At 40.5% G+C, this 14,206-nt stretch carries 15 protein-coding genes; 5 read left to right on the plus strand and 10 right to left on the minus strand.

Annotated elements, in window-relative coordinates:
* Positions 1 to 2: 2 nt before the first annotated feature.
* On the plus strand, positions 3 to 686 hold the full coding sequence (locus tag TY87_RS02715; RefSeq protein ID WP_100185897.1) for a sensor histidine kinase: 684 nt from the start codon (positions 3 to 5) through the stop codon (positions 684 to 686).
* 16 nt (positions 687 to 702) lie between these two features.
* On the opposite strand, the gene TY87_RS02720 is transcribed toward TY87_RS02715, so the two are convergent.
* From TY87_RS02720 to dsbD, 10 genes are all read right to left on the minus strand, one after another.
* Entirely contained in the window at positions 703 to 1,326 is a 624-nt protein-coding gene (locus TY87_RS02720; protein ID WP_100185898.1) for a GntR family transcriptional regulator, read from the minus strand.
* Positions 1,327 to 1,338: 12 nt separating this feature from the next.
* Positions 1,339 to 2,511 carry a benzoate/H(+) symporter BenE family transporter gene (locus TY87_RS02725; RefSeq protein ID WP_100185899.1) on the minus strand — a complete coding sequence of 391 codons (1,173 nt, stop codon included), beginning with the start codon at positions 2,509 to 2,511 and terminating at the stop codon, positions 1,339 to 1,341.
* 73 nt (positions 2,512 to 2,584) lie between these two features.
* Entirely contained in the window at positions 2,585 to 3,298 is a 714-nt protein-coding gene (locus tag TY87_RS02730) for a ZIP family metal transporter (protein WP_100185900.1), read from the minus strand.
* Between the two features lie 122 nt (positions 3,299 to 3,420).
* On the minus strand, positions 3,421 to 4,194 hold the full coding sequence (gene ehuA / locus TY87_RS02735) for an ectoine/hydroxyectoine ABC transporter ATP-binding protein EhuA (protein ID WP_100185901.1): 774 nt from the start codon (positions 4,192 to 4,194) through the stop codon (positions 3,421 to 3,423).
* Complete coding sequence (gene ehuD / locus TY87_RS02740) at positions 4,191 to 4,868, minus strand: ectoine/hydroxyectoine ABC transporter permease subunit EhuD (RefSeq protein WP_100185902.1); 678 nt, start codon at positions 4,866 to 4,868, stop codon at positions 4,191 to 4,193. Before ehuD ends, ehuA begins: the two co-directional genes overlap by 4 nt.
* A complete protein-coding gene (gene ehuC / locus TY87_RS02745) occupies positions 4,865 to 5,527 on the minus strand; it encodes an ectoine/hydroxyectoine ABC transporter permease subunit EhuC (protein WP_072841760.1) in 663 nt (220 codons plus the stop codon). The genes ehuD and ehuC overlap by 4 nt, the downstream gene beginning before the upstream one ends.
* A gap of 18 nt (positions 5,528 to 5,545) precedes the next feature.
* Positions 5,546 to 6,394, minus strand: a complete 849-nt coding sequence (ehuB, locus tag TY87_RS02750) for an ectoine/hydroxyectoine ABC transporter substrate-binding protein EhuB (RefSeq protein ID WP_100185903.1) — start codon at positions 6,392 to 6,394, stop codon at positions 5,546 to 5,548.
* A gap of 303 nt (positions 6,395 to 6,697) precedes the next feature.
* Positions 6,698 to 8,014: an ATP-binding protein gene (locus TY87_RS02755; RefSeq protein ID WP_198432018.1), complete on the minus strand. Its 1,317-nt coding sequence runs from the start codon at positions 8,012 to 8,014 to the stop codon at positions 6,698 to 6,700.
* 61 nt (positions 8,015 to 8,075) lie between these two features.
* Entirely contained in the window at positions 8,076 to 8,741 is a 666-nt protein-coding gene (locus tag TY87_RS02760; RefSeq protein WP_048814316.1) for a response regulator, read from the minus strand.
* Between the two features lie 14 nt (positions 8,742 to 8,755).
* Entirely contained in the window at positions 8,756 to 10,585 is a 1,830-nt protein-coding gene (gene dsbD / locus TY87_RS02765; RefSeq protein WP_100185905.1) for a protein-disulfide reductase DsbD, read from the minus strand.
* A 142-nt stretch (positions 10,586 to 10,727) separates the two neighbouring features.
* On the opposite strand from dsbD, the gene TY87_RS02770 reads away from it, so the two are divergent.
* The 4 genes from TY87_RS02770 to TY87_RS02785 are packed head-to-tail and all read left to right on the plus strand — an operon-like array spanning position 10,728 to position 13,814.
* Positions 10,728 to 11,276, plus strand: a complete 549-nt coding sequence (locus TY87_RS02770; RefSeq protein WP_100185906.1) for a TlpA disulfide reductase family protein — start codon at positions 10,728 to 10,730, stop codon at positions 11,274 to 11,276.
* A gap of 3 nt (positions 11,277 to 11,279) precedes the next feature.
* Complete coding sequence (locus TY87_RS02775; protein WP_072841769.1) at positions 11,280 to 11,504, plus strand: DUF4266 domain-containing protein; 225 nt, start codon at positions 11,280 to 11,282, stop codon at positions 11,502 to 11,504.
* A complete protein-coding gene (locus TY87_RS02780; RefSeq protein WP_232617048.1) occupies positions 11,491 to 12,798 on the plus strand; it encodes a DUF3570 domain-containing protein in 1,308 nt (435 codons plus the stop codon). The genes TY87_RS02775 and TY87_RS02780 overlap by 14 nt, the downstream gene beginning before the upstream one ends.
* 53 nt (positions 12,799 to 12,851) lie before the next feature.
* Positions 12,852 to 13,814 (plus strand): FAD:protein FMN transferase, encoded by a 963-nt coding sequence (locus TY87_RS02785; protein WP_100185908.1) that lies wholly within the window; start codon positions 12,852 to 12,854, stop codon positions 13,812 to 13,814.
* The last annotated feature ends 392 nt before the right edge of the window (positions 13,815 to 14,206 follow it).

Genomic DNA, 14,206 nt, shown 5'->3' on the forward strand with positions numbered 1-14,206 from the left:
AGATGAAAAAAATCGATATCAGCACTATTTTAGCCAGTGCGATTCATGAAAGTAAAAATCAGGTAGGAACTTTACTATACCAATTGCAAAGCCTTAAAGACGCAATGGGGAGCAAGGATTCGAATCAAAAAAAAATTATCCTAATTGAAGAGTCCCTTAAAAAACTTAATGATGAATGGGTTGAGTATTTATACTTGTATAGACTAGCATCTGACGGCTATGACCTACATGTAGATACTTTTTTACTTGATGAGTTTTTGGATGACCAAGTTTTTGCTCTACAGCCTTCCGCCATTGCAAAAAGTTTAGAGCTAGAGTACAGCTGCGATGCAAATCTAACTAGTATTTTTGACGAACGTCTAATGACTGCAGTGGTCAGTACTGCAGTTTACAACGCTCTGCGGTTTGCAAAATCAAAAATTCTAATTAGTGCAAAAAAGGAAAATGATTTTCTCATCATAGCAATTGAAGATGATGGTGAAGGCTTCAAACAGACTGATACTGATGAACAGCCTGAAGAGTTTCTTGAAGGTAATACTGGCTTAGGCTTATATTTCGCCGAATTATCAGCCACAGCTCATGTTGTGAATGATGTTCGAGGCTTCATAAAAAAAGAATCATCTCTAAACCTAGGTGGTGCTAGTTTAACTGTGTATTTACCTCAGCCTGCTGATGAAGAGTTTTAACACCTTATTGACCCAGTCATGTGTTAAGTTTTTTCAGAAACTCAGTTAACAAGATTCCTGCATTTTCTATGTGCTGCCTCAGAAAAATGAGCGCAGCATTTTTATCATTTGATTCAATAAGTAAAAGTAGCTCTTCATGCTGATTCTGACTTCTTACCTTATATCCCAATGGACCGTACTGAAAGCCAAGATAACGCACAGCTTGTTTATTAAGGCCTTCAACCACGCGCTGTAATGTCGGTCGCTCAGCAGCTCTATACAGAGTGTGGTGGAATAACCAATTAAGCTCTCCTTTATAGACCAGAGTTAAATTTTCTTTATTTAATTCCGTTAAGAAATGCCTCGCCTTTATTAGGTCTTCCTCACTGATATAATCAAATGCCATACTAAACAACAAACATTCCAGTTCAGCTCGCATCAAATAAAGATCTTCCGCTTCCGTCCAATTCAAATCAGGAATCATCACACCTGCTTTCCCATTTGGAACAAGCCAACCTTCGGACTTTAATGATAGCAACGCATCCCTAATAGGAATTCTACTGACACCATATCGAGTTGAAAGGATCGCTTGCCGAAGAGGGACCCCCCTCGGCAGCTGATTTTTCAAGATATCTTCTTTGATACTTTGACTAACATCCATTAAAAGAACCTTTTATTTGAGCCTAATATTAGATATCAGCAAACAAATCACACCGAATAAAATCCCCCAAAAAGCCGATGCGATACCACCAAACGAAACACCTGAAACAGTGACTAAAAAGGTAACTAACGCCGCTTCTCGATTAGAGTCATCTGCCATCGCATTTTTTAAATTCATTCCTATGGTTCCTAACAAGGCTATACCCGCTAAAGCAGCAATCATGGTTGCAGGAAAAATCGAAAACAGGGCAACTACTGAGGTACCCGCTAAACCAGCAAGCCAATAAAAAACACCGGCTGATAGGCCCGCAATATAACGTCGCTTAGGATCTTTGTGACATTCATCACCAGAACAAATTGCAGCCGTGATGGCTGCTAGGTTAAAAGCAAAACCGCCTAATGGCGCCAGAAGAATAGAGGTAAACCCTGTCCAGCTAATTAAAGGAGAAACAGGTGTTTGATAACCACTGCTACGCATCACGGCAACGCCAGGAATATTCTGAGATGTCATAGTTACAATGTATAAAGGAATGCCAATACCGATTAGTGCACCGATATTCCATTCAGGCCAAACCCATACCAGAGAGCCAAGAGCAAAAGGGATAGTAGACATAAGTTGAGCGTCTGATTTCGCAAGCACAAACGCAACACCTGAGACCAATACAAACAACACAGAATAGCGAGGTACAAGACGTTTACTCACCAAATAAGTAATCAGCATAATCCCTACGAGGAAAACATCACTCATCATGGAGTCAAATATAGAAAGGCCAAACTTGAAAAGTACACCAGCTAACATGGCACAAGCTAAAGGCAACGGAACCAAACGCATGACCTTATCGAATAAGCCAGATATGCCCGTTACAAGAGTTAATATGCCTGCAAAAACGAACACACCAATCGCTTCGGCATAACTTATTGTTCCTAAGCTGGTTGCTAACAATGCCGCACCAGGCGTTGACCATGCCGTAATAACAGGAGATCGATACCATAAAGAAAGGAAAAAGCAGGTAGCTCCCATACCAAATCCCAGTGCCATAATCCAAGACACAATGGTATTAGAGTCCGCACCAGCGGCTTGAGCCGCCTGAAAGACAATTGCAACGGAGCTCGCAAAACCAATTAGCACTGCCACAAAACCTGCGACAAGTGCACTCAAACTAACATCATTTAATATTCTGAGCACAACCCTACTACCTGTATGGCTTAAAAAGAGTACTCACTATATTTCATAAAAACTATTTTTGTATACATTTTTATTAATGAACCAACATATAGCCAATCAGACCAAGTGCAAACCCCATGACTGCTCCCATCGGCGGCAGCCAGTGTTTATCCAAGGCAACCTGAGGAGCAATATCTTGAAACACGGCATATAAGATACCACCTGACGCAAACAGCATTATCCCTGATACCACGGCAGGCCATTCTGCGAGCCAAATATGAGCTATAGCACCCGCTACTGGACCTGATAATGCCAGTAAAGCAAAGCACGAAATAATTGTGAATGCACTGTAATGGGATGACGATTTCAGCTCTCGAAAAGCATTAAAGCCTTCAGGAAGGTTTTGCATGGCAATAAGTGCTGCAAGCAATACACCATTAATAGTACCTAAAGCGAATGCAGCGCCCAAGGCTAAAGATTCAGGAATAAAATCGGCCAACATTGCCACCAGTTGACTCATTGAAGTTTCTTGTTTGGATAACCAAATATCAAGCAACATAAAGCCCACGCCACCTAATAGAAACAACAACGCAGCAGACCATGGCACAAAATGCTGAACACCTTCAGGCACTAAAACTAAGGCAATAGCGGATAATAAAGCACCACCACCAAATGCAGTAATGCCATGCATGAGCTCAGTTTCCAACCATTCTGGTTTTATACGTTCAAAATTGGCAATTAAGGCGCCCAATGGCATTGCTAAGCCAGCAGCTAAAGTTAAAAAAATTACGCTATACAAAGGCGCCATTTGCACAATACTCCATAAAATATATTGTCATTATCCTTGTAGACTAGGTAACTTGTCACGACTAAAAAATAAGGCGCCGTATGGCGCCTTATAAATATTAACTAGTTAAGCAGTTATAAAAATCACTGACCAATATAAGCGTTTAGGAAAGCCTTTGTGCGCTCTTCCTTTGGCTGAGTAAAAATAGCCTCTGGCTCACCCTCTTCCACTATGGCGCCTTTATCAAAAAAGCACACTCGATCACTAATCTCACGAGCAAAATACATTTCATGAGTCACCAGCAACATAGTAAAACTTTCTTCTTTTACTAGATTACGAATAACGTCCAATACTTCATCAACTAATTCTGGATCCAAAGCCGAAGTAATCTCATCCAGCAATAAAATAGATGGTTTCATCGCAAGCGCTCGCGCAATACCCACTCGCTGTTTCTGACCACCAGATAAATCATTTGGGTAACTATCCGCTTTATCGGCCAAACCAACTAATTGCAGCAATTTTTCTGCGAACTCCTCAGCTTCGGCTCTTGAAACACCTTTTACGCGCATTGGCGCTTCTGTAATGTTGCGCTTCACGGTCATATGAGGAAACAAATTAAAATGCTGAAAAACCATACCAAGATGATTTCGCATCTTATGCAAGTGCTTGCTGTTCGCAGGAACATATTGTCCCTGCCAAGGCATATGCCAAAGCGATTCACCTGCAACATTTATATAACCACCATCGATGCCTTCTAATGTCATTAAGATACGTAACAAGGTACTTTTACCTGAGCCACTTGGTCCGATGATTGAAACTATCTCGTTTTCTTCTACTTTAAAGTTAAAATCACTAAAAATGACAGTTTCACCAAAGCACTTTTTCACATTTTTGAATTCAATAATGGGTGCACTCATTTCAAACTAAATCCTTCTTTTGGAAAGCGTCTTTCAACCTGATGAATACCGTAGGCAGCTAAAAGACTAAACACGAGATACAAAATCCCAACTAAGGTAAAGGGTTCTAGATAACGGAAGTTTTCAGAGCCAATAATCTTCGCCATTTGCAACATTTCCAATAACGTAATCGCAGAAAGCTGAGGTGTTTCCTTAAACATGGCAATGATGTAATTACCGGTCGCAGGAATCATTGGACGAATGGCCTGAGGAAGCACGATGTCTTTGTAAGTATCAATTATTGTTAAATTCAGTGCTCTTGCTGCTTCCCATTGGCCTTTCTCAATGCCATCGATACCACTACGGAATACTTCTGATAAATACGCGCCATAGTGAAGTCCTAAGGCAAATACCCCCGTAGCGAGTGGCGACATACTGATCCCAAATTCTGGCATCACGTAATATAGAAAGAAGATCTGTACCAGCAAAGGCGTGCTACGAATAAACTCAACAATCCAATATGTAGATATGCGCAGCGTTCGACTTTTACTGCGACGCAGCAAGGCAAATACCAGCCCCATCACAATGGCAAAAATACTACCTAGTAAGGTCGCCAGTAAGGTCACTTTTGCTGCGGACAAAATCATGGGAAGCACTTCCCATGTAAACGCCCAGTCCCAATGAAATCCATTCATGAATGAAGCCCTCCACGACCTAAACCTTTACTAAGGTGTGTTTCTAAACGTCTAATAAAAAAGACTAAGAATTGAGCCATAACAAAATAAAATAACAACACAACGCCAAAGATCTCACCAACCTGTAAGGTGGTATCGGCTAGCATTTTGGCTTTAAAGGTCAAATCACCTATCGTTATCAAAGAAACCAATGACGTTGCTTTGACTAACTCAATGGCCAAATTACCAAAAGGTGGGATCATATTAACTAATGCTTGCGGCATGATAATTCGCCACAATCGTTGTGAAGAAGTGAAGTTCAATGCAATTGACGCTTCGTATTGTCCTTTCGGTACCGATTGAATAGCACCACGTACCACTTCCGTTCCATACGAACCGATATTTAGTCCCAAAGCAACAACTGCCGCCGTCATGGCATCAATGGTAATTCCGAAAAATGGCAGTACGAAATAGATCCAATACAACTGTATAAGTGCTGACGTTCCTCGAAAGAACTCAATATAAACAATTGCAATTTGTTTGAAGGGGGCTGGAGCGTAAAGGCGAATCAATCCAAAGCTGAAGGCCATTAATACGGCGAGAGGCAATGCCATTGCCACAATTTGTATTGTGACAACGGCCCCCTGGAGTAATACGGAGACAATTTCTCCAAATTCCATGAGTCTAATTCCCCAGTGTTATTTACACAGTTTCGCAGCAGTCATGCCACCAGGAGAGGTATGCTTACCAAAACCATAAGGCTCTACCATTGCAATGTGTTCTTTCGTATCGATGAAGCCTTTTAATTCTGTGTTAAAGGCGTCACGCAAAGCCGTATCCGCTGGACGGAAACCGAAGCCACCGTAACCTTTAACTGATTTACCCTTAATCATAAGAGGTGTAAAAGGTTGAGCTAACTCAACACGATCATCTTTCTGAGCCAAAGATGCCATCGTCAAGCTAGTACCAGCTAGAGCATCAATATGACCAGATTTAAGAGCGGCAACACCAGATGGATAATCTGGAAGAGTGACGACTTTACTTAAATCGATACCGTAATCACGAGCATAACCGTATTCTACAGAACCAGACATCACGCCTAACTTAACAGCTTTACTATCAATACTATCGTAACCATTTAACTCTTTCGGATTCCCATTCTGAACCAAAAAGCCCTCACCGATACTGTAGGTAGGATTAGAGAATAGAATTTGTTTACAACGTTTTGGGGTAATGTACATACCAGCTGCAATCACATCAAAACGCCCTGCACGCAAACCAGGAATCAAAGAGCCAAATTCCGTCACGACAACTTTTACATTGTCTACGCCCAAATCGTTCAAAACTTTGACTGCAATACTAGGCGCTTCACCAGCAGGCTCTCCATCTGGTGTGGTATAGCCATACGGTACTTCATTAGCGACACCTATAGTCACTGTGCCCTCATCTTTTATCTTATCTAATGTGGTTGCTGCCACTGATACAGAGAAAAGAGCAATAGTAAAACTCATTAGAGATATAAGATATTTACCTAGTGATTTTTTCATAATAAACCTCATGTTCCTTAGAAAAATGGATAAAAAATAGCAATAAGTCTCTTTACACTAAATAAAACGAACCAAATGATCAAGAACTATTTAGATGTGTAACCATTAGATCACTTATGATAAACATTATATTTAGCTAACTAATCCAAGTCACAAAGGAATGCTTAAGTAAAAAATAAATGCCGAAAAAATGAACATGACTAAAACTTAAAGCCAAAACGTAGGCAAAAAAATACCAGACAATGTCTGGTATTTACTCAAAACGTAATAGCTTATCTAAACGTTCTTTTTAGGAAGAGAAACTTATTTTATCGCTAGAATGGGCAATGCAACCCGCACTGTCAAACCGTGAGGAAGTGAATCCTCAAAGGAAAGCACTCCTTGATATTTATCGACAATATTCTTAACAATAGAAAGTCCAAGGCCTGCCCCTTCGACTTCTCCAGAACGAAAAAATCGCTCGCTGAGTCTTTGCTTTTCTTCTTTGCTAACGCCTCTGCCTGCATCGATTACTTTTAATTCAACTTGATTTGCAAACTGGGACCAAACCACTTGTATAATAGAACCCTGAGGAGAAAACTTAATCGCATTGCTAATTAGATTTTGCAGCAATATCTCAACATGATTAGGTTCGACATAACAACTCCAAGGCAAACTATCATCAACATCCAGGCTAATTTCAACATTTCTCTTCCAAGCTAAAGGAAGAATATCAGCAATCATTGAGCGACTAATTGCCAGCACATCAACGTCTTCTTTAGTGACTTTTTTCTGGTGTTCAAGACGAGCAAGCGCAAGCAACTGAGACACAATTCGAGTTGACCGATCAACCCCTGATGTTAACTGAGTTAAGGATTGATTTCTCTCTTGATCATTTTCAGCGGATGCTGCATTTTCAGCATGAACTCGGAGAATGCTTAAAGGAGTTCTTAATTCATGAGCTGCATCTGCTATCCAACGCTTTTCCCTTTCCATCAATACATCAATTTCAATAAGCAATCCGTTCAAGGCCGTTTTCACGGGCACCAATTCTTCTGGAACATAAGACATTTCAATAGGTTCTAATTTGGTAGGAGTAATCTTTTGAATACGCTGAGCAAGCTGCTGAAGTGGCTCAAGACCAAAACCAACAGCCACCCAAACGAGAACAGCTAGAATAGGCCAGGCTAATATTTCAGGAAAAAGAGTTTGAAAGACTATTTGATCTGAAATTTCACCTCTTACATCAGCACGCTCCGCAACGATGACTTTAATATTTCCAGCTGTTTGGATTAAGGTAAAAGTTCGCCATTGGTAATGATCAGCTGTTGCATCGCCATAACCAAACGAATCTTCTCTCTGATGAGATAGCGTCATTGAATCAGACGCAATTTTTAATTCATCACCACTCCAAATCTGATAAAAAATTTTACTTTCGTATTTATGTCCAACGGATGCATCAGTATTTGCTGCATCAACTAATAAAGGGAATGAAGGGTTTTTACTCGAACCAAGCTTTTCAATATTCTCGGACAAGGTTAGTAGTAATCTAGCTTGTTGAGCTAAACGAGCATCAAATAACTCTTCGACCTCATGATTAGCAAACAGCAAACCAATTACCATGATAAGGATGCTTGTCATGGTAAAAATACACATGACAAAAAACAGGGTTCTTCGCCTAATTGAGCTTAATAGTTTTTCATTAGCCCACTTCTTGATCGACCACATAGCCAATACCTCGTATGGTGCGAATTAACTCTGGAAACAGTTTTTTTCGCAGATGATGTATATGCACTTCAAGCGCATTACTTTCTACATCATCACCCCACCCATACATCAGTTGCTGTAAAACATCTCGAGTAAAAACATGGCCAGGTTGGCTCACCAGCTCATGCAGCAAAGAGTATTCCCTTCGAGTAAGATTAACGTCTTTGTCTTGATAGGTCACTTTGTGGCTCGCTGGAAATAGCACAAGGCCTTTATAGTGAATCTCACTGATTGCTCGACCGTAACTGCGGCGCAATAAAGCCCGAGCTCTCGCTTTCAATTCGGTTACATCAAAAGGTTTCACCAAATAATCATCGGCACCTAAATCCAAACCAGCAACCCTATCCTCCAATGCATCCCTTGCCGTAAGAATAAGTACCGGCACTGCATTTTCATTGGCTCGTAGTTGCTTAAGCACAGCCAAGCCATCTAACCTTGGTAAACCTAAATCCAATACAACCAAGTCAAACACTTCATTAGCTAATGCTTCCAAAGCATGGATTCCATCATGAAGCAAATCAACTGTGTAACCTTCACGTTTTAAGGCAGTTACAAGACCATCCGCTAACGAAAGATCATCCTCTACAACTAGTATTCGCAAACCTATTCCTTCTTTCATAAGTTCGCCAAGGTTGATTGCAGCATGCTATTAAATTGCGCTAAATCCATTTCACCTTGGCGAACGTTGATCAAATCACCATGAGAAGAAAAGAATAACAGAGTTGGCGGACCAAATACGCCATATTTTGATAAAAATGCTTGTTGAGCGGGCATATTTTCAGTGAGATCAAGCTGCAGAAATGAAATGTTATTTGAATATATTTTTAGATTACTGCTACTAAAGACATTTTTTTCCATTTCCAAGCAAGCTGTACACCAGTCAGCGTACATATCTAAAACCACTGCCTTTCCATTAGCTTTGGCCTGTTGCATCGCATTTTCAACAAGAACAACATCTTGCATGCGATCAAACAAAGGCTTTACCTCAGCAGAGCTCACGTCATTCGATACTGCAGAAAAATACCCTAACGGTTTGTCTAAACTAGGTTTGCCCGCTAATGCAGAGGTAAATAATGCAGTCCCATAGATCAAGAGAATTATTGAAAAACCTTGTCGAGTCTTTCCCCACCCGTTACCACCCGATTGAAAAGGAGATAGATGCACAGCATAAATAATACAAAGCAATGACCACAAATAAATACTCACAGTGTCAGATACAATACGAGACACCAAAGCAACAGCAACACCCAACAAAATTACTCCGAATGCGGCCTTTACCTGCATCATCCATATGCCCGCTTTTGGAAGATATTTACCTCCACCTAAGCCGACTAACAACAAAGGAACCCCCATCCCTAAACTCATAACAAACAACACACAGCCACCAAGAACAGCATCACCAGTTGTACTGATATAAATTAGGGCACCAGCTAACGGCGCAGAGACGCAAGGCGAAACAATTAGTGCAGAGATAGCTCCCATAATTCCAACACCAAGATATGGTCCACCGACACTTTTCTGGCTTAACCTATCTAACCTGTCACGCAGAAACATAGGCAACTGTAATTCATAGAAGCCAAACATCGCCAAAGACAAAAGAACAAACAGCACGCTAAAACTAATTAATACACCGGGAGCTTGAAACAAAGCTTGAAGATTAAGTTGTGCACCAAAAATACCAACTAAAACTCCCGCCATACTATAAGAAAAAGACATACCCAAGACATACGAAAGTGATAAGAAAAAGCCTTTTTTAGCTGTAATATTTCCAGCTTGACCAGCAATAATACCAGCTAATATTGGAATCATCGGCAATACACAAGGCGTAAAAGTCAAACCTAAACCTAAAACAAAAAAGGTAATCAACACCCAGAAGCGATCACCATTTAATAACAACTTAGCTAACTGACCTTCTTCACCTTCAATAGATGCTTTAGGAAGAGCTTGCACCGTATCACCGGCGGATTTGGAAGGCTCAGAAACAGATAATTGCTTAGTATCATCGGCTTTATCACTGCCGCCAAAAGCCACAATCTTAGTTTGTGGTGGATAACACAAGCCCGCCGCCGCACAGCCTTGATATGTAACTTTTAGATTACCCAACTTTTGATTATTAGCATCAATAGCAATCGCCATTCTGTTATGAAAGACATTAACCAAACCAAAATTAGGATCATCCTTTTCTTCAGCTTTGGTTAAAAAATGAAAAGGTACCGATGCTGTTTTATCTTCTGCCAACAATACTTTTACGCGCGACTCGTACAAGTAGTAACCATCAGCAATAGTCCAAGTTACCTCTTTCTTAGCGCTATCAATTTCTACTTGAAATGCTTCCGAGGGCTTCAAAAAGTCATCAGCAGCAAGCACTTGCGATACCAACAAAAAAGCAAGCATCGACGCTACCAGCCATTTTATTTGCCTAAAAGGCCTGAAAGAAGTCGTCACTTGATGTTCCTTAATTTACAGAGGTTTACCCACTATAAATAAGAAACCTTAAGTAAAACTTACGCTTCCTGATTTTGAAGCTTAATTTTCCCTTAAGAATGTCATCGTATTATTAAGGCATATTTCTTATTAGGTGGCATACATGATCAAAGTAGATCTGGGATTTTCTCTAACAGCGCTATCTAGCCTATTTATTAGCTGCGCATTTTTTTCTTCAGCATTATGGGCAACCAATTTAACACCACAAGCCACAGCAAAAGCAGCACCACACCAAACAGTGATGCTACCTGAATATCAAACAAACCAAAAAAATTCACTAGAGATGGAAAAGGGACAAGTCGTACTCGTGGATTTTTGGGCTTCCTGGTGTGGACCTTGCCGTGAGTCGTTTCCTTGGATGACAAGCATTCAAGCAAAATACAAAGAGCAGGGCCTTAAAGTTATCGCGATAAATTTAGATCAAGAAAATGAACAAGCATTAGACTTCTTAAAAGAATTCAAACCTGGTTTTACTGTGTTATTTGATACTGAAGCGCAATTACCCGAAGACTTTGGTGTTATTGGCATGCCAACGAGTTTTTTAATTGATCGTCAGGGAAAAATAAGAGCAACGCATGTTGGTTTTCATCAGAAAAATATAAATGAATATGAATCTGCTATTGCCAAGCTATTAGCCGAAAAAGGGAAATAACCTATGCAAAAAATAATCAGTGTTATTGGCTTGCTCGCCGTGCCAATAATTCTTTCAGGATGCAGTGATGTAGGGGTTAAACCTTGGGAGCGAGATATTCTCGCCCAGCAGGAAATGAACCTAATTAGTGACCCTATTGAAAACAGTTTAAATGATCACATTTATTTCAGCAAAGAAGCCAGCAGTGGTGGACAAGGATTTGGAGGTGGTGGCTGTGGCTGTAACTAAGAACACTCATAAAAATCGTGACTTGGCCCAATTATTAACGGCTGCAAGCTGCGCACTTATTGGTGGTATCTCTCCAAGTGTTAATGCCGCTGATAGCTGGGATGTAGACTCTGCTTTCTTACTCTACTCAGAAAGCGACGGACGAGTTTCTGCCGCTGAGCCAGTCATTAGTGCTACCAAGAATTATGACGAGGAAACGAAACTCACTTTTAAAATTGCAGCCGACACTTTAACCGGTGCATCTCCAAATGGCGCAACGCCAAGTGACCATGTTCAGACATTTACCAGTCCTTCAGGTAAAGGTTCCTATGACGCCGCAGCTGGTGAACAACCTCTAGACGATACGTTTAAAGATACCCGCATTGCATTATCAACCAACTGGTCTGCACCAATAGACCGTGATTGGGCATATGGTGTTGGTGGTTACCTTTCTAAAGAGCATGATTACCAGTCTCTTGGCGTAAATGGCAGCCTATCACGTTATTTAAACCAAAAGAACACAACCCTTACTTTGGGCTTAAACCTATCTAGTGACACAGTTAATCCAGAAGGTGGCGTGCCCACAGGTTTAGTTCAAGTGCCGCTCAATAACTCTGATAGTGAGTTTACTCAACGCACAGATTCAGATAATAAAAGCCTTGTAGATGCAGTTTTTGGCATCACACAAATCATCAACCGCAAAACCATCATGCAGTTCAACTATTCGTTGAGTACCAGCTCTGGTTACTTAACAGATCCGTATAAGATCATTTCTGTCATAGATGATAATGTCGGCGCTAATTTCGGTGGCAATTTTCAAAGTGGTAGCCGAGACTTATACCTTTATGAAAAGCGTCCTGATTCACGCCTAAAACAGAGCATTTATTGGCAAACAAAATATCAATTTGATAACGACGATATACTCGATATAAGTTATCGTTATATGTTTGATGATTGGGGCATTAACTCACATACTATCGACGCAAAATATCGCATTCGTTTTGATAACCAGTACTTAGAACCACAACTTCGTTGGTACACTCAAAGCAAAGCAGACTTTTATCATCGATATTTAAACTCTAGTGATTATACAAATGCTGATTTTGCCAGTGCAGATTACCGTTTAGGGGATCTAGATACCTATACCCTTGGATTAAAATACGGTTATAAATTTGCTGATGAAACCGAGTTCTACACTCGATTCTCTGTTTATCATCAAGAAAGCTCTGGTGATAAAGGCTATGGAAAGTTGACATCTCAGGAACTTTATCCAAGTTTAGACGCAGCTATGTTGATCGTAGGATATAAGTTTTAGAATCATAAATCCTCTACTCTCAGCAGTAGAGGATTTTCATCTACAGGGACGCCATGAAGTTTATTGAAGCATTAATTATAGATTCATCGTTTAACCCATCGAATCATCCGAATCCTAGCTTGTGGCAAGAAAATAAACACAGCTATAAAATCCAATTCGAATGCATGGCAAGCAACTGTGCAATACTGATTGAATGTGAACAAACACAGCTCGCTAAGAACGCCGCGAAAAAAGCCATTATCGAAGCATGGCGAATTGAACACAAATTTAGCCGTTATCAAGCAAACAATACATTTTCCAAAATACATTCAAAAACAGACATAACTCAAATATTGGACCAAGAAACCGCTCAATTAATGGTTTTCGCTAATCACGCTTACCACGCGTCAGAAGGGCTATTTGACATAACATCCGGTATTCTAAGAAAAGCTTGGAAATTTGATGGTAGCGACAACCTACCTCAACAAAGCGTAATTAATGAACTATTAACCAACGTTGGTTGGGCAAAGTTAAGTTGGAGCCCAAATAACCCAACAGAATTAAAGCTCCCTTCAGGCATGGAGCTAGATTTTGGAGGTATTGGGAAAGAATATGCTGTTGATAAAATGCTTAGTATCTGTCGAATAATTTTATCAAAAACATCCGCAGCCTTTCTAATCAATTGTGGCGGCGATCTTGCCTGCAATGGTAGAAGATTAAACGGCGAAAGCTGGAAGGTAGGTATCGAATCGATTAACGATCAAGAAAAAGCAAAACACATTGTCGCCCTCTCATCAGGAGCCCTTGCCACATCAGGTGATAGCCGACGCTTTCTGCTCAAAGACGGTATTCGCTATTCTCACGTTTTAAACCCGATCACCGGATTGGCTATGATAGACGCACCTAGAAGTGTGACGGTAGCAGCCCCTACCTGTATCAATGCAGGAATTATATCTACACTAGCCCTCTTACAGGGGTCAGATGCAGAAAGCTTTCTAGCATCGTTAGATATGCCCTATTGGCTATCTAATAATTAAATCTTGGTGACTTTTTATCTCCTTGCGGGACTACCGTAGGAGATGGCGGGCGCCTGTAGCGTGTAAAGAGTCACCTCTGAGTTCGAGGTTGAGTCTGGTGGTTCAATGCCCCTATGATCATCAAGAAATTTTAGTTTATTCCCATTTTCATTGAGGTTTACTACCCCATTGTTATTTTATGACTTTTCTAAAGACGAAAAAAAGCCCTGACAGCATTAACTATCAGGGCCTTCTTAATTAAATCTTGATAACGACCTACTCTCACATGCTTGTCTGTTATAGAAAGCCCCACACTACCATCGGCGATGGTGATTCCCTATAACGAAAAAACCCTACCCTGCTTAGCAAGATAGGGTTTCTCTAATTAAATCTTGATAACGACCTACTCTCAC

This window comes from Marinomonas sp. BSi20584, from assembly GCF_002792415.1.
Lineage (GTDB): Bacteria > Pseudomonadota > Gammaproteobacteria > Pseudomonadales > Marinomonadaceae > Marinomonas > Marinomonas polaris.